Consider the following 22497-nt stretch of genomic DNA (forward strand, 5'->3'; position numbering starts at 1 on the left):
GCAACGACGAATGCCCCATTAAGGAAACTATATGGAGATCGGTATCCACAGCTTTGCAGCGCTACTTCCCGATGCAGCTAGCGGGCGCGTGCCCAGCCCAGCGCAACGGCTCGCAGCTTTGCTTGATGAAATTGCGCTCGCCGACGACGTTGGTATTGATGTATTCGGTATCGGCGAGCATCACCGTCCGGACTACGTCGATGCCTCGCCGGCGGTGATCTTGGCTGCGGCTGCCTCCCGTACGTGCAGGATCAAGTTAACCAGCGCCGTGTCCGTGCTTAGCACGGCCGATCCGGTCCGGCTATTCCAGGATTTCTCCACGCTGGATTTGCTCTCGCAGGGCCGCGCTGAGATCACCGTAGGCCGAGGTTCCTTCGCCGAGGCCTATCCACTGTTCGGGCACGCTCGGGATGACTACGACGCGCTCTTCACCGAAAAGTTGGGGCTGCTGCAGCGACTCCGCAGCCAGACGCATGTTACTTGGTCGGGAAAGTTCCGCCACGCACTGACCGGCCAGGGTATCTATCCTCGGCCAATGCAGGACGTGCTGCCGGTCTGGGTGGGCGTGGGCGGGACACCGCAATCGTTCGCTCGCGCCGGTACCGCCGGACTGCCGTTGATGGTGGCGATCATCGGAGCTGACGTAGCGCGCTTCCGTCCCTTAATAGATATGTATCGCCGGGCCGGACTCCAGGCCGGTCACCCGTTAGAAAAACTGAAGGTAGGCGTACATGTCACCGGTTTTTTGGCCGATACGCCCAGCGCTGCCCAGAACGCATTCTACCCTGGATGGCTACATGCGTTCACGCAGGTTGGCAAGGAGCGCGGATGGGGTCCCGTCACACGTGCACAGTTCGATGCAGCCTGCAGTCCGTCGGGCGCCTTTCTAATCGGTGATTCGACGACAGTCATCGCCAAGGCCCACGCCATTTCGGACACGCTTGGTGGCATCGACCGACTGGCATTCCAGATGAGCGCGGCCAATGCTGGGCCGCAGGTGATGGCTCGTTCGATAGAACTGATCGGGACGGAGGTCGCACCCGCGCTCCGTGATTCAGCCAGTAGCAAAATCACCTCCGCGACTTGATGGAATATTTGTCATGACACATTCCCACGATAACGCAAGCCCCCTCCGGACTATTCAGTTCCGCACGCCAGGCCATCGCCTGGGCCCAATTACCCGGCTCATGAGCCCGAGCGACTTGGGCGAGCATCTCAAGCCGTTCGTTTTCCTGGACTTGTTCGAATTCTCACATTCGGGTGATCGCGGCTTCGTGCCTCATCCACACTCAGGCATTGCCACACTCACAGCGTTCTTCGAAGGACACATGACATACGGCGATACCACCGGCAAGCGCGGGGCTATGGCCAACGAATCGGTGGAGTGGATGCGAGCGGGCAGCGGCGTCTGGCACGCGGGCGAACCTTCGCCTGGGAGCCTTATGCGAGGCTTCCAGCTGTGGGTAGCATTGCCTCCGCATCTGGAGCTTGCCCCTGCGGAAAGCCTCTACTTCGAGGCCGATCGCATCGAGCGCGATGGTCCAGCCCGCATCCTACTCGGCAATTACCAGGGCAAGGAGAGCCCGATCCCTGCGCCGGCGTCGATTACCTACCTGCACGTGAGACTGGCCGATGGTGAACGATGGTCCTACCACCCAGCGCCTGATCACGAAATCGCTTGGCTGGCGACGAATGCTGGAAAGCTGGAGACAGGTGGGCTCGTGCTCGAACGGGAACTGGCAGTGTTCGCTGAAGGGCGTGGCGCTATCGACATCGTCGCGCAAGGCAAAGCCGAATTCGTAATCGGGTCTGCGGCTAAACATCCCTATCCTCTTGTAAATGGCTCCTCATCCGTCCACACCAGCGCGGCTGCCCTGGCCGAAGGTGAGCGCACGATCGCGAGCCTGCAGCGCAGCCCCGCGTTTGCGGCACTTGCATCGCGCTGAACCTCTCGTAACTCCATCAAGAAGGAAGCAGCATGGACAAGAAATCAGTTCTCGTTATCGGTGGCGGCGCAGCAGGACATCAGATTGCCTATCAACTGCGCGATATTGCCGACACCACTTTGGTTGACCCCAAGACCTACTGGGAAGTCCCCATGGCCGTTCCACGCCTACTGGTGGAACCGGACGCTCTGGCCGCACGGATACCGTACGCCAGCTTTATCGGTTCTGCTCAGCATTTACAGGGGCGGGTCACGGCGCTGAATGACGCTAGTGCCAAAGTAGCTCTAGCGGATGGTAGTCAGCAAACCCTCTCCTTCGACTATGCGGTAATTGCCACCGGTTCAGCGTCGTTAGACCCTATTATTAAGGCGCAGGCACCCACTGAATTACAGAGAGCCGCAGAGCTTCTGGCATTGAACAAGCGGTTACGCACCGCGCGCGCTGTCGTGGTTGTTGGTGCAGGCCCAGTCGGCGTGGAGACCGCTGCTGAGTTGCGCGAAAGCTTGCCAAATGTTGAGGTGACGCTCGTCCACGGCGAAGGTCGTGTACTCGACAAAGCGCCAAGCAAGTTTGCTGGCTGGGCGGAAAAGTACTTGCGTATTAAGGGTGTCAATCTGGTGCTCGGTGAAACCGTCACGACACCGTCGGTAAGCAAGCAACCCGGGGATGGCAAAGTGATCACCAGCACCGGCCGAATCCTACCGGCAGACGCGATTATCTGGGCAGCGGGGATCCGTCCGGCAACCGCTTTTGTCGCCGACTCCTGGCCGGATGCGGTTCAAGCCAACGGCCTGGTCAAAGTCGACTCATACCTGCGTGTAGCCAGTCATCCAACGGTCTTCGCTGTAGGCGATGTGACCAACCTACCTGAGAACAGGCTGGCGATCGTTGCAGGGCTTCACGTCAAGTCTGTAGTAGGTAACCTCAAGCGCCTGATCGCGGCCGAAACACCTTCGCAAACCAAACTGAAGCCTTACAAGCCAGCTTTGCCGGGCAAGGGCTCCGGAAAACTGATGATCGTCTCTTTGGGGCGCACTGACGGCTTAACGTCAGTGCCGTTCGGGCAATTCCGCATATCGTTCCTGGCTCGCAAAATCAAATCGCATGACCTCCTTGTGGGCATGTCGCGTAAAGCTCTAGATCTCAGGTAACCGAACCAGCAAGCACACCAAGTAATAACATTGAAGCAGGCGTACGAAATAAAACGTGTGCACCAAGTAAGAATGGAACCTCTCCATCTGAGTTATTTGTAGGCGTAACAGAAAACGTCACTCTGCTCGTGCAGCGCTTGCAGGTCGAACAGTCACCTAGCGTTGCAATGACTCGTCTCATTTTTTGGTACTGAATCCTGGTCACTTCCTAACCCGCCAATCGGCGCCAGGAGTGACCTTCATGCCCCCACCTTAATTGCTGGAACACCTCAACCACTGGTCGAACGCCGCATCATGCGTCGCGACGAGGTGGAGCGGAAAACCGGCTTCAAACGTGCGCATATCTACAAGAAGGTAAGTTCCCGCCAGCCAAATGCATTGGATTGAGTGCGGTAGGCTGGGACTCACAGGAAATCGAGCAGTGGATCGTTGAGCACCTAGGGGCCAGCATGCTTAAAGGCCTGCGTTGCAGGAAATGTCTAGCTAGCGTTCAGGATGTCAGAAGCTTCGGGATACGTATTTTCTCACCTCTACACCTGCGCCTCTTGACTTAATTCTCAGCGAGCAACAATATGGACATAACACAATAACGATCTTGTTTCATTTTTTACGCTTGATCTCCAGCGAGGAGAATCGATAATGAGAAATATGTCCAATAAATCGGATCGGCTGCTGCGGTGGGCTGAACCGAGAGACGTATCACCCCTTGGGGCCGGCATTGGAAAGCCTCCCAAAGCGGGCGCCTATGGGAACGAAAGAGGACTTCCCCTGTGTTGAAAATCTGGGTTACGACCCGCAGCGGAGAAGAGACAGCCATAGAGGCCAAGCCGGGGCGTTCCGTGATGGAAACCATGCGGGACCAAGGCGTTGATGAAATGCGGGCGCTATGCGGAGGCTGTTGCGCGTGCGCAACCTGCCATGTCTTCGTCGACGAAGCGTTTGTGGATCGCCTCCCTGTGCTCGGCGAGGACGAGAACGCTCTGCTTGAGAGTTCGAGCTATCGAAACGCCAGGTCGCGCTTGTCATGCCAGCTCCAATTCGAGGAACAGTTCGACGGATTGCGAGTAACGCTCGCACCCGAAGACTGATGCCCCGTGCTAACCGAACGCTAAGGAAACAATTTCCATGACTATCACCTACGACGTATTGATTGTCGGCTCCGGCCATGCCGGCGCACAAGCGGCGATAGCTTTGAGGCAACTCAAGTTTGAAGGTTCGATAGCCATCGTTGGCGACGATCCCGAGATCCCCTACGAGCGGCCACCGTTGTCGAAGGACTATCTTGTCGGTATCAAATCCTTTGACCGCATCCTAATTCGGCCGGAGGCATTCTGGGTCGATCGGGGGGTGGACTTGTTGCGCGGTCTTCGAGTCGTCTCGATCGATCCATCGGCGCACCGCGTAACAACCGACGATTGCGGCGTAATCGGTTACCGCCAACTGGTCTGGGCCACTGGCGGTCAAGCGCGAAAACTCCAATGCCCTGGGTATGATCTCGCCGGCGTCCACACCATACGCTCGCGTGACGACGTGGACAATCTGCATGCCGAGATCGACACAACGATGCGGGTGGTAGTGGTCGGCGGCGGCTATATCGGACTGGAATGTGCCGCATCGCTCTCAAAAATGGGCAAGCAGGTGACAGTGCTGGAAGCGCTCGACCGGGTACTAGCACGGGTCGCCGGCGAACCCTTGTCACGGTTCTATGAGGCAGAGCACCGCGCCCACGGCGTTGATATCCGGCTGAACGAGCAGGTTGAGTGCATAGAGGGACGCGCTGGCCGCGCCATCGGCGTGAGGCTCGCCAGCGGTGAGGTGTTTGCGACGGATATGGTCATCGTCGGCATCGGTATTGTCCCTTCAGTCGAGCCTCTGCGAGCGGCCGGTGCTGCAAGCGGCAACGGCATCGCAGTCGGCGAGTACGGACAGACCTCGTTGCCGGACGTATTCGCAATCGGCGATTGCGCGCTGCATACCAACGTGTTCACCGACTACTCGGAAATACGGCTCGAATCGGTACAGAACGCCCACGATATGGCTCTATGCGTTGCCAAGGCGATCATCGGTAATCCCGAACCGTACCGCGCCGTGCCTTGGTTTTGGTCCATCCAGTACGACCTGCATCTGCAGACGGTAGGCCTGTCCACCGGATACGAACAGGTAGTATTGCGGGGCAACCCTGAAGACCGTTCGTTCTCGCTGGTGTATCTGAAAGCGGGTCGAGTGGTGGCGCTGGATTGTGTGAACGCCGCCAAAGATTACGTGCAGGGAAAAGCGCTCGTCGTAGGTCGTGTGGCAGCCAAAACACAGGACTTGAGCGATGTATCGATCCCACTGAAGACGCTCGTTGGGACGCTTTCGGACGTCACCTCGGAATGAGCTATAACAAAGCCGCGCACATTGCCAACGCCGTCTTGAATTGGAGGTGGTTACCTCGAAGTCAAATTTGTAACTTGCATCCAGGTCAAACTTTGCTGCCTAACGTTCGGCAATGACCCTGCAACACACTCAAAAGAGGCCAACATTGACATGAAGCTATTGAAAATGAAAAAGGAGGATCAACTGCGCGGCGCAATGGTACTCGGCAATGAGACACAAGCTTCGGGAGAGCACCTATGAGCAGCTTCACCATTGAAGCTTTTCTGTACGACCTCGCATACAAGGCAGGTCACATGCAGCGTTTCAAGACCGAGGCGCAAAGCCTCTTCGACGAGTACTTCATGTCGCAACAGGACCGTTCGGACATCTTGAACTGGGAAGTGCGTGCGATGCACGAACGTGGCGTCAGTCCGATGCTGCTGCTGCTGTGCTACACGGCCGTCTACGGCATCGAGAAGCGCGACGAATACCTAGTCAAGATGGGCATGACGGAAGAGCCTGCGGTCCTGGCGACTTCTGCTGCCCTCGCACACAACCCAACATAAACACGCGCAAGGAGCTTTAGAAGCATGGCAACTATCGTTTCGGGATTCATCGTACCGCACGTACCATTGATGTGTGTAATGCCGGATGCGCCCTCCGCAGAGCAGCGTCAGGTCTGCTGGGACGCCTTCGCAACCATCGGGCGCCGCCTGACCGAGCTAGAGGTCGACACCGTCATCGTGGTCGGTGACGACCACTACACGCTATTTGGTCCGCAGTGCATCCCTTCGGTATTGATCGGCATCGGCGACCTGTATGGGCCGGTAGAGCCCTGGCTCACCGTTCCACGCAGCCGTATCGCCAACAATGAGCCGCTGGCCCAGCACATCATGCGTTACGGCCACCGCAACGGCGTCGATTGGGCGGTCGCGAAATCACTGACGGTGGACCACTCAGTGTTCGTGCCATACCACCATGTGATTCGTCCGCTGGAGCGCGTCCGGATGATCCCGGTCTACTTGAACACCGGCGTCGACCCCTTGATCGACAGCCGTCGCTGCTACCAGATTGGACGTTCGATAGCGGACGCGGTCGACGCATGGAGTGGCAACGAACGGGTTGCGGTGTTCGCCAGCGGCGGCATCGCTCACTGGCCTGGCAATGCGCAGATGAATCAGCTCAATGAGGTCTGGGACAGGCTGGTGATCAAGCACCTCGAATCCGGCGACGTCGAGGCGCTCGCAGTCATCTCCGACGAAGACATTTTCAATGCGGGCGGTAACGGCGGCTGGGAGATCAAGAACTACCTCTGTATGCTCGGCGCGTTTGGCAACTGCACCGGCAAGCTCATCGCCTACGAGGCGGTCCATGAGTGGCTTGGCAGCTGCGCTTACATGGAAATGGGGCGTTTAACCTAACGCACTTGATCGGTGACCTTACACACATCCTTTTTCCCGAAGTCGAAGTCGACGACTGACACTTTGCTGAGGGCGACACCCGCCCCCCCTTGACAAATACACGCTGCTGATCGAGAACTTGCTTGACCTCACGTATCTTCAGTTCCTGCATGGCGCCGAACTCTCCGACATTGCTGACGAATTCGCCCGATACCATCGCATTGACCAACGCTTCCTTACGACCACAGCATTGAAGGTCGCCGCCTGCGGAAAACATCTCATAGGCAGGGTCATATCCGTTGTTGTTGATCTGGCTGATCGGCCAGGGTCACCGTCGATTTGAAGGGGTTGACCAGAAGGCTACGGTCATTCTTGTCAGGTTCGTAAAACATCGGCTCATTCCTGAAGTGCACAGTCAGGGCGTCTAGGGCACTTCGATCACAAGATCCATAAAATTATAATTTGTCCATATTTAGCATAGAGAACACTTATTATAACTGCTATTATAGTGCCTGATCGACGAGAACTCACCCCGGGCTGGACCTGGGTCATGATAAGAATCCACGCAGCACAGCGTGGGAAACTGCTTTTGGAGGATTTTGATGAAGCTGCTAACCGTTTGTGTAGGGGATACCTTTCATCCCAGCGTAGCTGTCGGCGATGATGTGCTCGACCTTGTTGTCGCGCGTGAAGTGATTGCCCTCGCCAGCGATGTTCCCGATCGGATGACCGCCTTGCTGGCCGGAGGGGCCGATACCCTGTCGTTGATCGCGCGCATCGTAGCCCTCGTCGCCGATCCTGAGACGCGCGAACACCTTGTGTCGGCCGCTGCCTTGGTACCCTTTAGCAAGATCATTCTAGGACCGGTCGTACCCGATCCGGATCTCGTGCTTTCAGGGTCGATGAACTCGCACGGACACCTGAATGAAATGGGCGACCAGCCGCCTAGCTACCCCTGCGCCTTCCACAAAGTGAGAAGCGCCCTTTCCGCTTCGGGCTCGGCTATCGTGCCGCCCCCCGGTCATGGCCATATGCTGGACTGGGAAGGAGAGCTTTGTCTCGTCATTGGCGCACGTTGCCACCGCGTTTCGGTAGAGGAAGCGCTCGACTATGTCGTCGGCTACACACTCATGAATGACGTTTCGGCGCGCGAATATGTGATCCCGTTCGTTACCGCCAAGGGCCCTGCACCCACCGCTCAGGCATGGGAACGCAATGTGCTCGGCAAGAACTATCCTACATTCTCACCGATCGGACCGGTGATCGTAACCAAGGACGAGCTCTCGTCGCCGTTTACATATCACATGGAGACCCTGGTAAACGGTGAAATCATGCAGTCCTCTACTCAGGAAGATCTGGTGTTCGGGCCGGCCGAGATGGTGTCGTATTTCTCGCAGTTTTATGTTTTCGCGCCAGGCGACATTATCAGCATGGGCTCGCCTCCGGGTGTCGGCATGGCACGTAAGCCACAAGTCTTCCTGAAGGAAGGCGATACTGTAGAGGTACGGGTCGCATCTATCGGCTCTCTGATTAATACCGTGGCATCCGAAGGTGTCGCTCAGTTCTAAATCCGAACGCGGGTTGGAGGTGAAGCATCACCCCATTCATCTCTGGGAGGAGATATAGTGGCCTATTTGAGAAACTGCTGGTACATCGCGGGACACGCTGAAGAAGCAACCGATAAGCCATTCGCACGAACCTTGCTCAATGAGCCGGTGCTGATCTATCGCACCTCGGACGGCAATGTGGTCGCGATGGACAATCGTTGCCCCCACCGCATGGCGCCCCTCAACCAGGGAAAAGTTATCGAGGACACGATCCAGTGCCCCTATCACGGACTGCGTTTCGACGGCACGGGCGCCTGTGTCTCCATGCCTCTGGGCGGAGTGGCTCCGCCCCGCGCCAAGCTGAAGACCTATCCGATCGTCGATAACCACAGGCTGTTGTGGATCTGGATGGGTGAAGCCGATAGGGCTGATCCCACACTGATTCCAAACTATTCCGACCGCAACGACGACAGTATGGGCTGGTTCACTGGCGTTCTTCATTGCAAGGCGAACTATCAACTGATGGTCGACAATCTGCTTGACCTGACCCACGCAGAGTTTTTGCATCCCTTCCTGTCTTCGGACGGCTGGGCGGGGCGCAATGAACAGAAGGTGACCCAGCAAGGCGATCAGATCACAATCGTCAACATCGCAGAAAACGACAACATTCTGCCCATCATGGCGCAGCTCAAGCCTTCGCTTGGGACGATCGGCAAAACGATCCAAGTCGAACGGTGGGATGCGCCCTCGCTGATCCGACTCCAGGTGGATTACTACAGTGGCGATGACTGTATTCTGCTTCCCAGCGCCCACATGCTTACCCCGGAGACGGAGACCAGCACACACTATTTCATTCGCGGCGGCCAACCCCTCGATCCTGCGAACGGCGAACTTACACAGGCGATGCGCGATGGAGTTCTGTCGATTTTCCAGAACGAGGATATTCCAATCATCGAGGCGCAACAAAGGCTTCTAGGGGATAGGGATTTAATGGAACATGATCCCGCGATCCTCAAAACGGACCTCGGACCGATCCGAGCCCGGAGACATCTGGCGAAATTGATCCGGCAAGAACAGCAGAGTCCGGATGTGCCTGCGGTTGCCGCCGAATAAAGCCGTATCGTCATGATCGTGAAGTTCGCGATTCGCTTTGGCACGTTGACAACAACGATGGCATAACCTCCGATCGGTGGTTTGCCGTCGTGACAACCTGACCTCAGCATCGACCCGCACCTGTCTGACCACGGGAGGGCTTCATCGGCGACAGCACATCTGTGGGTGCGTACCGCGCAGCAACGACCTATTTCACGACGCTGCTGGCTTTTGGAGGTCACCGAAGTCCGCCGCATGGCCCACATACGGCGCAAGTTCTTCGATCTGCATGTGGCCAATCAGACCCTGTGGCCGCCGAGGTGTGGCAAAGGATTGCCGAGCTTTACGAGATGGAGGACGCGGCGGGAACCTCGACACATAAACAGCGACAACAATTGCGCGCCAAGAAACAGACCCAAGTTGCAAATGCTGCACGATTGGTTGCAGTCGACTCATTAAGGTGTGACCAACGACGGCTGGCCGGACAAATCCATGGATAACAGCCTTAAGCGGCGTCCGGACGCTGTCGCGGTGAGCGGTGAGTTACACATTGGATGTCAATCTCGTCGATAACGTCATTCGACCGATCGCTCGGCAAAAATGGTTGATTGCGCTCGCGCTGACGAACAGCGCCTCCTCCGGTACCCCGCCGAAATAGGCTAAGGCCTCACGCAAACCGTTCAGCCAGGCATCGCTAACCTAGCGAGCACCAAAGCGGCGCGGCTGTAGACAATCGCGGCGACGAAGGCCTCGAGTGGGTCGCGGCCCTGCTGGCCCCAAGTGTCGAAGCGCATTGCCGGGTCGTGAAGCGGGCGCTTGAACAGCGCCAACCAGGATTTGAGCCGGCTGGCGCCACCGGCATAGCCTTGCGCCTGGATTTCGCGAAGCAGTACCGTCGGCTGAATCCAATGCGACCGGGCTGCGTCTAGGAGCTCTCGAAGAGACGCGCTGAAGACGTCGAGCCTGCCCCGGTGCGTTGCCCACATCGAATAACGCGTTTGCGACGCTTCACCGCGCAGATACCCGCGAATGGTGTTACGCGAGAACCCGAGAAAGGGTGCGATAGTTTTGATGGCCACTCCCTGACGGGCCAATACCCTGATTTCCACTGACTGCGCCTGGGCCAACACCAGGGCAGCTAAAAAGCCATTTTGATCGCCCAAGGGTCATATTAGCCTCGGCGCCAGGGGGCGGTTTTACATTGGCAGTGACAAGAATACGCCGCTTGACTTAATGCTTAGCGAGCATCAATATGGACAAAACACAATAAAGGTCTAGTATCATTTTTGAATCTTGACCTCCAGCAAGGAGAATCGATGATGAACAACATGTCTAATAAAGCTGCCGTTATTCGCCTTCATGAAAACTCTGTATTCTCAAAAGTGGCCGCATTGATTTCTGAAATTGCCACCAGAGCTACAGAAATAGAGAAAAACTGCGCTGTGCCTATGGACCTCCTAGAAAAAGTAGAGGCAACAGGTGCTTTTCGTATGGCGCTTAGCGCACATTACGGTGGCGGGCAAATGTCGGTGTCCGAAGTTTGCGAAGTCATCGAGAAGATCGCCGCCGTAGACGCGTCCGTGGCATGGCATTTAATGATTGCTATCGGCTCGCAGTACTTCACTGCTCGCTTACCTCGCGAGACATTGGATACGTACTACGCCGCCGGGCCGGACACTTGGTCCAAAGGTGCGCTGGCCCCAAAGGGCCTTGCTGTCCCGGTTGAAGGAGGGTATAGGCTCTCCGGGCGCTGGCCGCTTGCGAGTGGGGCGAGGGAGTTCAAGTGGGTCAGCGTCGGATTCTTCATCCGAGACGAAAATGGGTTGCGCAAAGGTGCGGACGGTAAACAACCGGATTTCCGTATTGGCTTGGTCTCCCATGAGCATGTGAAGGTCATCCCAACCTGGGATGCAGTCGGCCTACGTGGCACCCGAAGTGATGACTTGGAGATGCATGACGTATTCATCGCCGAGGACAGGCAAGGCCCGCTCTGGGGTCCCTCGAACATAGATGCACCGTTATACCGAATCCGCCTCCCCGTTGCGACGGACTCTTACCATGGCGCCGTTCTGATTGGTGCGGTAAAGGCGGCCCTCGTTGAATTGGCAACCAATTCACTAGACCGCAAACCGGCATTCAACCCGGCAGTGCTGATGCGAGATGAACCGGTATTTAAATCACGCTTTGGAGAGCTTGCCGTCCGATTCGACGCTTTGGAAGCGCTCTACCGGCAATGTATTGCGACTCTAGATATGTGCGCGGCGCAAGAGCGCGACGTGACAGAGCAAGAAGCGGCCAAGCTTGGCGCTGCGAACGCCCTGCTGCACCACGAGTGCCCGCGCATTATGGACGAAATAATTGATCTCTCTGGCAGTGGCTCAATATATATGACGAACATCCAGCAGCGGCGCTGGCGAGATGTTCGGTGTGTTGCGCAACACCAGTCCGGAAACATCTCGCTCTACGCGGCCTACGCGGAAAGCTTGGTAGACACTTCCCTCCAGCAGTCCCAAGTGGGCTGAGAAAGACTGTTTCTGCGATATCGATCCAACGGTTGATTTATATCGCAGACTGACGCTTTGTCTCACCATGAGCGGCGCGTCGGAATGCACTCACATGTTTGTCCAGCGAGAAACGGTCATGAAAACCAACAATCAACACGATGTAGATAGGCGGCCATTTATTGTCGGCGTCGGCGGCACAGCTACCGCGGGGTCTTCCACCGAACAAGCACTCAAGCTGGCACTCAAGGCAGCACAATCGGCGGGGGCCAAAATTCAGTTGTTCGGAGGTGAGTTTCTTGCCCAATTACCGCATTACCTAACACCGGCTTCGGTAGGATGCCCGGCTGGACAGCAGTTAATCGAGGCCATACGCAATGCCGACGGCATCATCTTGGCCAGCCCCGGCTATCACGGCACAATCTCAGGCCTAGTCAAGAACGCTATCGATTATGTCGAAGAGACTGCAAAAGACTCGCGCGCCTATTTCGACGGAATCCCCGTAGGACTCATTGCTACGGCTTATGGTTGGCAGGCGACCACAAGCACTATAGCCACTTTGCGCTCGATCGTTCACGCCTTGCGCGGCTGGCCAACGCCCTTGGGCGCGGCGATCAACACGTCCGGCGGCATCTTTCGCGAAGGCGCTTGTAGCGACGCCGCAGCCTCACGACAACTTGAGCTCGTTGGTCAGCAAGTTGCCGAACTAGCTCATCTGCGCTTGAGCGCTCCCCAGTTGCTGCAAGCCGTTTCGAACTGAACGTTAACGGCATTGATCGGCCCTGTTCCATCATTAGTCCAGCGCCGTAACTGCCAGAACATTCTCTCTGCTTTTTATCCAAGCTCTGTACCTGCAGAGCAGGAGTTTGAATCAAATGATGTCTAAAGAAGAGATGCAGCGTCGTTGGTCGCTCACGCGCGCAGTAATGCGCGAAGATGGTCTGGACTGGATCGTATGCACACTGGGCCACCCTTTCGGTTATGCCAAATGGCTAGCCGGACGTGTTGGGCTTGCTGGCACCCTAGTGGCTTTCCCAGTCAAGGGAGATCTTATACTCGCAACTCATGGCGATGCTGTACACCATCGGCCTTATGATTCCGAGGGCGTACGCCATATTGCGACCTGCGCGCAACCTAACCTGTTGGCCAATACTCATGCAGCAGCATTGATTGATCAAATACGCGATTGCGCCCCTAAAAGAATCGGCTTCGTCGGCCTGGGCTACTTGTCTGCCGCTACCTACGCGACTTTCCTAAAATTATTGCCGGACGTTGACTTCGTCGACGCCACTGACAGCCTTGCTGCGATCAAAGCGGTCAAAAGCGATGAGGAGTTGGTTCACATGCGAGCTGCAGCCGCCTTGCATGATCAAGCGGTGGAATTAGTTCGCGCTAATGTTCGCCCAGGCTTGGCACCTAAGCAGATTATCGAGGTTGTGCGCAGTTTTATGTGCACACAGGGCAGCGCGTCTCAAACGTTCATGGCCGGCTCCGCCCCACCAGGGCAACCCTGCAAGTACGCAGGCCCGCAGGACCGGGTCATGGAAAAAGGTGATCAGTTCGCGATGCTGATCGAATGCAGCGACTCCGAAGGCTACTATAGCGAGGCAATGCCAACGTTGTGCATCGGCGAAATTCCCGCCCCGCTCGCCCGAGCCCATGCTGACGTGCTGGAAATCCAGAGCACTCTGGTCTCCATGTTGCGGCCGGGAATCCAAGTCAGTGAGTTACTGAGGGTCAATGATGAGTTCATGGTTCGCAAGGGCTATCCACCCGAGCAGCGATTGTTAGGCCATGCACAGGGCCTTGATCTCGTCGAGCGACCTGCTGCGACGCCATCTGGCGAAAATCTGGTTATTCAAAAAGATATGGTGTTTTCGGTGCACCCGACCGTGCATGCCGAGCAGGCTTGGGGTTTCCCGGTCAACCTGAGTTTTCTAATCACCAACGGTAAGGCTGAACCGATGTTAAAGACCTCTAACACTATTTTCGTGGTTTAACTATGGACAGTCGTGTATTCATTTGTAGCGACAGCGTCCAATGGCAGTTGCTTGATGCTCTGGAGGCTAAGCTGCTATCAGATGGTGTCGACGTGGTGCGCGGACCATCCGATGCAGAAGGTCGAAGAACTTACAGCAGCGAGGACCTGGCACTGCTGAGCAATGTGGACGTCGCAGTCATGACTATACGCCATGACTGTAACCGCGATCTACTGGCGAGTTCTCCTCGCCTACGTGGACTATGCTTCCCGACGACGGGCGTAGAGTCGGTGGACATAGTTGCCGCCAATGAACTCAATATCGCCATTGCCCACGGTGCCACGCAAGGAAACGTCATCGGCATTGCAGAGGCAACCATCATGCTTGCCCTTAACCTTCTATATGACTTGCGTGACTCTGAATGGCGAATGCGCGAAGGTTTGAAAAAGCCACACTATCCGAAGGCGACGGCACTGTTCGGTAAGACTGTGGGCTTTGTTGGTTTCGGTAGAATTGCACAAGCAATGGCATCACGGCTCTACGCCTTTGGCACAACAATGCTTACATACTCCCCGCGCTTGAATCCGGATCGCTTAACCTTTGGCGTCAAGGCAGTGGATCTTGACACACTGATGCGCGAAAGTGATGTCGTGTTCGTTCTAGTAAGCATCACACCGCAAAGCACCCAACTAATTGGCCGCCATGAATTGAGCCTCATGAAACCTTCTGCGTTTCTTGTAAACACTGCTAGAGGGGAAGCGATCGATGAAGCCGCGTTAGAGGAGGTGCTGGAAAACAAGCGGATCGCAGGTGCCGCATTAGACACCTTTGCTTCCGAGCCGCTTTCGCGTGACAGTCCGTTACTGGCGTTTGATAACGTCATTTTGACACCACACATGGTTGGTCAAACCAAAGATGCTCGAGAAGAATTTCTACCCGCTATGCATGAGAACGTCATACGAATGTTGCGTGGCCAGGTGCCTCGATACTTGAAGAACACTGAGGTATCTGCTGCTTGGCTCGAAAAATGGAATAAGTGCTAGTTGGACCGTTACCGTTAGCATGAACACGCGCAAAGACCTGTGGCGCTCTGGCACGAGATCAACCTCTGGATGTGGAACCGTCGCCAATCGCCGGTCCACATCACACTAGTTAGAGCATAACCCCCGCAGGCAGCGGTAATTCAAAGCGATGAACTGCATCTCTTTCGCGCTCCAGAGCGCGCAGAAACGAAGGGCGTTGTTCTACGCGCTCACGATGACGAGTTAATCCAGCGTAATTGTTCAACTCAAACCCAAACTGGGCGGCTGTACTGTATAGCCAACATAGATTGACATCTACAATCGACCAGGCATCCCCATACCACCAGCGGTTTTCACAAACCCGTTGTTCGATGAGGCAGGCAGCCGCGCTAAACTGCGTAAGGGCGTCAGCCTTGATTTGCGCCGTATCATTTGCGGCGTAGGCGCTTGGACGGAAAATCCGATGGACCATCGGGTGCAACGAACTCGCGCACCACGAAAGGTCCGCCAAACTCAACGCTTGCGCTATAGAATCAGAACAGGGAAGCAGTCTTGCTTCGGGCGAGGTATTAGCAAGGTAGTGCAGGATAGCTGGCGTCTCGGTCAGGAATACATCCCCTACTTTCAACATCGGTACCTTACTCTTTGGGTTCATCGCGACATAAGCATGACCGTATTGTTCGCCACGCATAAGCGCGACGCCGTGATCCTGATAAGGTTTACCTATTTCCTCCAGCGCATTCAGAGATATACGCGAGCAAGCACCCGGCATATGGAAAAGCGTCAGCATGGTCATTGATCGTCCTTTGGCTTCGTGTCGATGAGATCGTCATCCGCCGCAGTAAATGCCTGCAGATGCAAACGGTTAAGAGTTACCTCCCAGATTTAACAAATGAAATAGTACGCGCTCGGTACTCTCCAGATCATGCTCCGGGCAACGAAGCTGCAAGATAGCGACATTGCTGCTATCTCCGCCCCGTGGTATATTGCATCCAACACATCTAAAGTACAAATAGTAATTATGGACAAAGATCATAATTCAGACAGGCGTCATTCGATCGCTTTTCCAAAGCGATAGATGTACCTGACCTGATCAGAGCTGTCTGATCCCGTGACCTTCCTTCAGATTGATTTAGAGGAAATTTTTTTGACACTGCAAAAAAATTTGGACCGCTCAGAACCGGATTTGTACCAGCTCCTCGCGCAGGCTCGTTTAGGAGGAGAAGTACTGGGTCGTCGCGAAAGACACAAGCTCGACAAGCTTGAGCGCATTTCCAATGCAACGCATCTGTTGTTTTCGCGTGAAGGGTACGAACGAACAACGCTCAGGGAGATCGCCAAAGAGGCGGACGTCGCGTTAGGCACCCTTTCCTTGTATGCGCGTGACAAGCGGGACTTGGTATTGTTGATATTCAATCGGGTCATACCACCTCTGATTGAGCAAGGCCGGACAAACAGCCGCCGACCTAGGACCCTGACCAACAAGATGGTTGCTTTCTTTGAGCCGTTTTATCAAGCGTATGCCAAAGAGACGCCCCTGTATCGCATCGTTCTCGGGCAATTGCTGAGCGGCACGGAAAGCGTGCATGCACGGGAAAACGACGCAATCCGCACAGAGATGATTGCTTATTTGGCAAAAATGATCGGTGGCTTAGCACCGGACTCGAGCAATGAGCTGTCCGGCCACCTTACGCTGCAGGCTAGATCGTTCTACTACCTGTATTTTGCATCCGTGCGCGTTTGGCTCAGCCAGGACAACCCCGTTCCCGATCAGGGCTTGCGTGACCTACGCGATCTTTTTGCGTTACATATTTCGGGGATCCCCAACGCGTCCTGATCCTCCGTGCAAATGCATCTCTGCAGCATCAATACTTCGACCTTACAAAAGCGTCGATGTCCGCCCTTCTCTCCTATGACCAATCGGTAGCCGCAGGTAATAACTCGCGGCTATCGCTCACGAGTCTTGTCATCGCGATACCCCAGACATGCTAACTACCGTTAGTCGGTAGGCGAGCTGCACACCATACGGCAGAACTCTGCGACTCCCCTTATTCACGCCTGTTTCTCACAGAAGCGAACTTTTAAGAAAATATAAACATACACGAATCATTTATGGACAAAACCTATAAATATACCTCATTATGTCAACTCTGCTATTCCCCCTTAACCCTTGGCGCTGAGCGTGGGGCAAAGCTTTCGGCTTGCGGTCGAGCAACGCCCCCCCACATAGGCGCCCCTACAAAGATCTTTACTGGAGGCTGACAATGAAAGACGGAATGCTAATACTGGAGCCGCCACAGATCATGATTAATCCGGCGGCAGCGGCAGGTCAAAAAAAGGTAGTAGTTTCCTTTGCGAGCCAGCCAAAACTAGTGCCTGGCCGCAGGTCATGGGTCACATACAGGGAGTTGGGTGTCACCGATGCCTCGCACGGCGAAATGCGCGCTCAGGTTATTCAATCCGAGGGCGGCGGTGATACGAAATCAACAGGTTGGCACCTACACCATTGCGATATGCAGTTTTTGTATGTGATGAGTGGCGCAATCAATATCGCATTTACGCCAGAACACGTCGTTCGTCTTGCGCAGGGCGATTCAATCATGATTCCTGGGGGAACGGTACATACGGAACTTGGGGAGCCTGGCGGAGTTAATGTACTTGAGCTGTCTTTGCCAGCGGACATGGGCACCGTATCATGCACCCCGCCGTGGGCCGAAATTGATGTTGACCTTTCCAAAGCAATCAGCCACTAGTCGTTCCTTCAATCGTCGCCTTGAAAGCCTGGCGACGGTTACGCTTCGTCGCAATAGGGCATTTTTAGCACATGCGCTGTACCTGATTATGGTGCTTTAGTGAGGTCTATCTGTATCCGTCCGGCCAAGTCATCTATCCAGCCCCGCAAAGCCAAGACATGGTGCGCACTTAAATCTAAGTGAGCACCGTGTCTATCCCTTTAAGCGGATATTTCATGCAGCCAACACGCAGCCCCTACTCCAAATCCTTCAAAGCACAGATCATTCAAGAGTGTGGCCGGCCCAGCTATTCAATTACTAGCATCGCTCTCTCCCCTCACCAACTATCACCACGCGGAGAGTTCTGTCCTCCAGTGACGGGGCAGGATAACCATCGTGAGTACGCAGATACTTATCGATAGGGGACAATCAGCCTTTTGCTGAATGTAGCGGAGATATGGTTTTAGGGTTTAGATAAACGCTAAACTTGCTCTCGCCCATAAGATCTAGTTTCGCGGGCACCTCTTGAAGTGAAAGACTCAGGGGCGAAGGTCAGTACCTTCCCCCCAGCCGATGAGTTGGAGCTTAACGTCGACGCTGAGGATTGAGTCCTAGCAATTCGTCGATCTGCAAGTGTAGCGTAATCCCCATATAAATTCCGCTGGACGGGTTACCCTGTCCAAACGGGTCTAGATAGGCGCTAGTACCCCACGTTTTATAAATGAATGGCATCGCCACGAGACTGTCGGTCAAGACAAAATTTGCATCGATGCCTAACGAATATTCATTACGACCCGGTGAGTAACTTCCACCGCTGTTCGAGACCTCGTGCGCATCTTCGAGAAACTTTTGCTTACGGGATGTCAGTTGCACCCAGTTCATGTTTAAAGAATAGGTGTCAAGGGGTCGGCTATGAAACGGCGAAGACAGAAGTACGCCAGCATTGACTTGGGTGGCAAGCCCCGTACCGACTTTGTCGTTGAGGTTGTGCGCCACACTCCCATAAAGACTCACTGAGGTTGGCATAGTCATGTCTAGCTTCTCAGCATCTTCGCGCCATATCGCTTTCTTGACACTTACATAGAAACCGGACGCATTTGAGCGCTCCCGCACCGGGACCGTGGGATTGAGGACTTTAGAATCGCCATTAACGGTGTAATAAGGATCGGTCTGAGTGCCATTATTTCTAAACAACATGACCTCGTAGGATTGGGGGTAGGCTTCTTCCTTCATTGACGTTTGGTACAGAAGGTTAGCTAAGTAGATCGTGCTTTCCTTACCGCCCAAACCGTCTTTCGCAGACTCCCAGCCATTGGTGTTCTGGGCTAGCGGATAATAACGCCAGGCACCCAACTGGGCACGAAACCGAGAGTTGTAGTTGTAAGCTACGCGCGCGCCCCAGTTCGAATAGGCAGGTGCATTGATTCCCCCATATTGCAAAAGCGTATTGACGCAGCCCAATATATTATTACAAACCGGCAAGCCGAAATAATCGCCCGCGTTGCTTTTTCCGGCCTCCAGCGTCAACGTGTCATCTAGAAGTTTTTGCTCATAGGTAAATTTTACTAAGTGACTAACCCGAGGAAGATAAGGCGTTGACCCACCCGCTACGATACCTGTGCCTCCCAGTAGAGGATAATCCGGATTATTCACAAACGGCGCATACCACTGATCGAAGTGGATGGTGCCTCCCGGTATGCCCGCTATTTTCGACATATCCAGGTGTCCACCCAGCGAGAATATTGTCACTCCCGAATATTGGCCCTTGTCCCGACCTGCGCTGGGATTTTCCAGAGCGAACTGCGTGATGCTAAAGCTTGGGCTGATCCCTCGATCATTGAGCCAGTTACCTTGGTCCTCAAGCATCTTTTTCGCAGCCAACCGCATAGGTGCCTCCACCTTTGTAGCATCTTCCTTTTTTATTTGTGACGCCGACTGGACCGAGGCATCAATGTTTTCTGCATGAATCTGCAGGGATAAGCACGCCACGCCGATCAGCCCAAAGAGCTGTTTGGTATCCATCTTCACACCTCATTATTTTTATTGTGAGTGCATTTTTTGGCTATCGATTTCCCGTTAACCTGCGATTATCTTTTACAGCCGGCTCAAATTAAATCGACAACGTATCTCGCCACAACCAAATCAATCACGCCAACCCTTCGAATAAAGATTAACCTCATACATGATCACGCGACATACATTTACCCAAACGAACAGATTTTGAGGAACTTATGTAAAACTTTACAGGCAATTAGTTGATGGCAACAGCATCCTATTACCTGGAATATATATAACCGGCTTTTACTTCCCCCACCGCACCCTCCGAAAATTAAACGTTGCCTTGGCGGTAATGGTCATTAGGAAGTCGGCATCAATGACTGTAAGTCGGCCAATAATTTACAAGATCTCATTTGGGGTTTCGTCTCATTATTTGCGCCAACTCTGCCCAATGAGCCACGTCCATGGTATCGAAAATTATGATGCTGTAGTCGCCCGACTAGTTGCTCACTGTTGATGTAATGGTGGGGCCGATGACATCGCCACGATGGCTGGCGATCAATTCCTAGAGTCGTACTGCTCTCGGCGCACAGAGAACCCTGAGAGCAATACGGCTACCGGAAAGCCTAGTTGCTTTTCCGTGGACTCATGCACTCTCGCTTTGCGCTTCGACATCGCGATCTCGCGCACGATTGGCCAGATACATGCGGACCAGGTCGTGACTGACTGTCTCGGCTCGTGCGAAGTAATCTTCGTACTCCCGAGTGTTGCAAGAGAACTCTAGGTGCAAACCGTTGGGATCTTCTACGTACAGTGAATGACAAAAACCATGATCCATTTCAAAAGTTTTATAGCCGGCTTTTTCCAGGCGATCTTTGATGTATGCGATCGCCTCTGAATCGTCGACCTTGACCGAGAAATGGTGGTCGAAAATCGTCAGCTCCGGGAATGGCCGCTTGCTGTGAATAGGCACGGCTTCAAAGAAAGCAATCATGCTCCCATCGCCCATTTCGAAGAAGATATGCAAAAACGGGGTCGGTGTAGGATCGTTGGGGTGCAAATCACCCTCGTCCACCAAGGCCAGCACCATCTTGAGCTCTAGTATATCTTCATAGAAGTGACGCGTAGCTTCTACGTCTTTTGTAAAGAAGGCGTGGTGATGCAAGCGCTTGATACGTGTATTCGCCCTGCGCCTCTCGGCCATTTCAAAAGCCTGAGGTGGTGCTACGAGGTTTACGATACCTGCCAGTTGGTCGTGTTCGAGAGACATGGTTGACTCCTATTTTTTTAGATTTGTTGGTCGTTGGAGCTGTCAATTGGTTTAGTTAAGAGATCCGCAGTTGTTGCGCAGCAAAACTGGCAACCTCATAGGTTGGGGCTACCCAGATATTCGAATCTTCTCGCACGCGATCAAGCAAACGCTTTAGCACATCAAGTTTTTCGGCACTGTGGGCCAGAAAGTGTGGATGAAAAATCAACGTACGCTGTCCGCCCTCCTCCAGCACCCGCTCCAGGGTGTGGTCCAGGTGTTCCTGCCATTGACCGAGCGTATAGGCCTGCTCCGAATCGCCCTGCTGACGACGCAGAAACGCGACGATGTCCTCTAACATGTAGACATCAACCCCTTGCCATTCGAACGGTAAAGAAAGCAGATGACCCACTGGTCTTATGCCCGCAGACCCGCTATTGGAGCAGTATTCAAGTCCAACGCTCTGAAACTCATCCCAAGCCTCTGGGGGAATAGCTCCACCAGGCGGTCGAAAGCCTTTGGGATGAATCCCAATAGCGCGCAAGGCTTCCATTGACTGCCGCAAAAGAGTAATCCGACGGCTCGAATCACACTTGGCCCAATTTTCATGGCGCCAGCCGTGGATACCGATTTCATGACCGTTGTTTTGCCATAACCGCAATGCATCAGGATAGAGCTCCGCATTCATCGCCTCTACGAAATAGGTAGCGCGGATCTCACCTAAGGCATCTATCAAGGTCGGTAACCAGGCAGCAGTGTAATGACGGCCTAAAGGTGCGCCGTCCCAAGATCCCAATTCGAGGTCGGCAGCCTCCCCGAAGTTGTCGAACGTGATGGACAATGCGCAACGTTTGCCGTCTGGTCCCCAACCCTGCTTTGGAAAAAAAATGTCAGACATAATCGTGCTCTCTCTCAACGTGACAGGTGTATCGCTATTCAAACAGAATCGTCCCGAGGTGACTTCGCAAGCTTGAGCCGTTTTCAGTTCGACCATTGGCGTTCAGCTTCACACAGCGCCACAGATGTCCACTTGTCCACTCATCCCTGCAATTCTACAAAGATAATCATACAAAAAATGGTGTTCGTCCATATTTAGTATATGTTTTTTATGGCGTGTCACTGAAGCAAGCTTCAGTCGTCTCGAATGCTTTCGCGGTTGTCCTGTTTCAAGCGCTCTCGCAATGTCGGGTCGGCGTAGTGCCATCGGGCTAGAGTCACTTTCATATTCAACGAGTTAAGTCTGGATGAGATCCCCCTAACAGCCTGTTGGTCTTAATCGCCGTAATCCAGGATAATCCGGGCACAGTCCAGCCGATGACCACCGAACGAACCGCTTTTGCCTGATCAACCGCAGGACTGACTACCTGCTCTCACCATCGCTAGTGACTGGCTGCCAGAAGATCACCTCGCCCGTTTCATTCTCGAAGCCGTCGAACGGCTCGACCTAAGCACGCGCGCCCGGCTTTGTGGCGGACACGGCAGCGCCGTCTGTCACACCGAGGTGCTGCTCAGTCTGCTGGTC

Annotated in this window: 20 protein-coding genes and 1 pseudogene; 16 read left to right on the forward strand and 5 right to left on the reverse strand. The window is 54.5% G+C overall.

Going from position 1 to position 22497, the window contains the following annotated elements:
• Positions 1 to 31: 31 nt before the first annotated feature.
• The 10 genes and pseudogenes from V3W39_RS00970 (at position 32) to V3W39_RS01010 (ending at position 9515) form a co-directional block, all read left to right on the forward strand.
• On the forward strand, positions 32 to 1087 hold the full coding sequence (locus tag V3W39_RS00970) for an Atu2307/SP_0267 family LLM class monooxygenase (protein WP_330211997.1): 1056 nt from the start codon (positions 32 to 34) through the stop codon (positions 1085 to 1087).
• A gap of 13 nt (positions 1088 to 1100) precedes the next feature.
• On the forward strand, positions 1101 to 1946 hold the full coding sequence (locus V3W39_RS00975) for a pirin family protein (protein ID WP_442968384.1): 846 nt from the start codon (positions 1101 to 1103) through the stop codon (positions 1944 to 1946).
• A gap of 32 nt (positions 1947 to 1978) precedes the next feature.
• Positions 1979 to 3097, forward strand: coding sequence for an NAD(P)/FAD-dependent oxidoreductase (locus tag V3W39_RS00980; RefSeq protein ID WP_330211999.1), 1119 nt, complete (start codon positions 1979 to 1981; stop codon positions 3095 to 3097).
• Between the two features lie 294 nt (positions 3098 to 3391).
• A pseudogene (locus tag V3W39_RS00985) lies at positions 3392 to 3540 on the forward strand (AlpA family phage regulatory protein); the annotation flags it as partial.
• Between the two features lie 327 nt (positions 3541 to 3867).
• On the forward strand, positions 3868 to 4185 hold the full coding sequence (locus V3W39_RS33695) for a 2Fe-2S iron-sulfur cluster-binding protein (protein ID WP_442968385.1): 318 nt from the start codon (positions 3868 to 3870) through the stop codon (positions 4183 to 4185).
• A 37-nt stretch (positions 4186 to 4222) separates the two neighbouring features.
• Positions 4223 to 5476, forward strand: a complete 1254-nt coding sequence (locus tag V3W39_RS00990) for an NAD(P)/FAD-dependent oxidoreductase (protein WP_330212000.1) — start codon at positions 4223 to 4225, stop codon at positions 5474 to 5476.
• Positions 5477 to 5712: 236 nt separating this feature from the next.
• On the forward strand, positions 5713 to 6021 hold the full coding sequence (locus V3W39_RS00995; protein WP_330212001.1) for a hypothetical protein: 309 nt from the start codon (positions 5713 to 5715) through the stop codon (positions 6019 to 6021).
• A gap of 24 nt (positions 6022 to 6045) precedes the next feature.
• Positions 6046 to 6876 (forward strand): protocatechuate 3,4-dioxygenase, encoded by an 831-nt coding sequence (locus V3W39_RS01000; protein ID WP_330212002.1) that lies wholly within the window; start codon positions 6046 to 6048, stop codon positions 6874 to 6876.
• Between the two features lie 581 nt (positions 6877 to 7457).
• A complete protein-coding gene (locus V3W39_RS01005) occupies positions 7458 to 8423 on the forward strand; it encodes a fumarylacetoacetate hydrolase family protein (RefSeq protein ID WP_330212003.1) in 966 nt (321 codons plus the stop codon).
• A gap of 57 nt (positions 8424 to 8480) precedes the next feature.
• Complete coding sequence (locus V3W39_RS01010) at positions 8481 to 9515, forward strand: aromatic ring-hydroxylating dioxygenase subunit alpha (RefSeq protein WP_330212004.1); 1035 nt, start codon at positions 8481 to 8483, stop codon at positions 9513 to 9515.
• Between the two features lie 659 nt (positions 9516 to 10174).
• Here the strand turns inward: V3W39_RS01010 and V3W39_RS01015 are convergent.
• Complete coding sequence (locus tag V3W39_RS01015) at positions 10175 to 10657, reverse strand: hypothetical protein (RefSeq protein WP_330212005.1); 483 nt, start codon at positions 10655 to 10657, stop codon at positions 10175 to 10177.
• Positions 10658 to 10813: 156 nt separating this feature from the next.
• On the opposite strand from V3W39_RS01015, the gene V3W39_RS01020 reads away from it, so the two are divergent.
• From V3W39_RS01020 to V3W39_RS01035, 4 genes are all read left to right on the forward strand, one after another.
• A complete protein-coding gene (locus V3W39_RS01020; RefSeq protein WP_330212006.1) occupies positions 10814 to 12016 on the forward strand; it encodes an acyl-CoA dehydrogenase family protein in 1203 nt (400 codons plus the stop codon).
• 118 nt (positions 12017 to 12134) lie between these two features.
• Positions 12135 to 12755: an NADPH-dependent FMN reductase gene (locus tag V3W39_RS01025; RefSeq protein WP_330212007.1), complete on the forward strand. Its 621-nt coding sequence runs from the start codon at positions 12135 to 12137 to the stop codon at positions 12753 to 12755.
• Positions 12756 to 12870: 115 nt separating this feature from the next.
• Positions 12871 to 13995 carry a M24 family metallopeptidase gene (locus V3W39_RS01030; RefSeq protein ID WP_330212008.1) on the forward strand — a complete coding sequence of 375 codons (1125 nt, stop codon included), beginning with the start codon at positions 12871 to 12873 and terminating at the stop codon, positions 13993 to 13995.
• 2 nt (positions 13996 to 13997) lie between these two features.
• Complete coding sequence (locus tag V3W39_RS01035) at positions 13998 to 15017, forward strand: 2-hydroxyacid dehydrogenase (protein ID WP_330212009.1); 1020 nt, start codon at positions 13998 to 14000, stop codon at positions 15015 to 15017.
• A 109-nt stretch (positions 15018 to 15126) separates the two neighbouring features.
• Here V3W39_RS01035 and V3W39_RS01040 read toward each other — a convergent pair whose 3' ends face one another.
• Positions 15127 to 15792, reverse strand: a complete 666-nt coding sequence (locus V3W39_RS01040) for a glutathione S-transferase family protein (protein ID WP_330212010.1) — start codon at positions 15790 to 15792, stop codon at positions 15127 to 15129.
• 315 nt (positions 15793 to 16107) lie between these two features.
• Here V3W39_RS01040 and V3W39_RS01045 point away from each other — a divergent pair, with 315 nt between their 5' ends.
• On the forward strand, positions 16108 to 16833 hold the full coding sequence (locus V3W39_RS01045) for a TetR/AcrR family transcriptional regulator (RefSeq protein ID WP_330212011.1): 726 nt from the start codon (positions 16108 to 16110) through the stop codon (positions 16831 to 16833).
• 427 nt (positions 16834 to 17260) lie between these two features.
• Complete coding sequence (locus V3W39_RS01050; protein WP_330212012.1) at positions 17261 to 17749, forward strand: cupin domain-containing protein; 489 nt, start codon at positions 17261 to 17263, stop codon at positions 17747 to 17749.
• A gap of 564 nt (positions 17750 to 18313) precedes the next feature.
• On the opposite strand, the gene V3W39_RS01055 is transcribed toward V3W39_RS01050, so the two are convergent.
• The 3 genes from V3W39_RS01055 to V3W39_RS01065 form a co-directional block, all read right to left on the reverse strand.
• Positions 18314 to 19750: a carbohydrate porin gene (locus tag V3W39_RS01055; RefSeq protein ID WP_330212013.1), complete on the reverse strand. Its 1437-nt coding sequence runs from the start codon at positions 19748 to 19750 to the stop codon at positions 18314 to 18316.
• A 622-nt stretch (positions 19751 to 20372) separates the two neighbouring features.
• Complete coding sequence (locus tag V3W39_RS01060; protein ID WP_330212014.1) at positions 20373 to 20996, reverse strand: VOC family protein; 624 nt, start codon at positions 20994 to 20996, stop codon at positions 20373 to 20375.
• A gap of 55 nt (positions 20997 to 21051) precedes the next feature.
• The gene (locus tag V3W39_RS01065; protein ID WP_330212015.1) at positions 21052 to 21969 is read right to left on the reverse strand and encodes a polysaccharide deacetylase family protein; all 918 of its coding nucleotides are present in this window, start codon (positions 21967 to 21969) and stop codon (positions 21052 to 21054) included.
• Positions 21970 to 22497 lie beyond the last annotated feature (528 nt).

Source organism: Pseudomonas sp. Z18(2022), assembly GCF_036346535.1.
GTDB classification, from domain to species: Bacteria; Pseudomonadota; Gammaproteobacteria; order Pseudomonadales; family Pseudomonadaceae; genus Aquipseudomonas; species Aquipseudomonas yamanorum_A.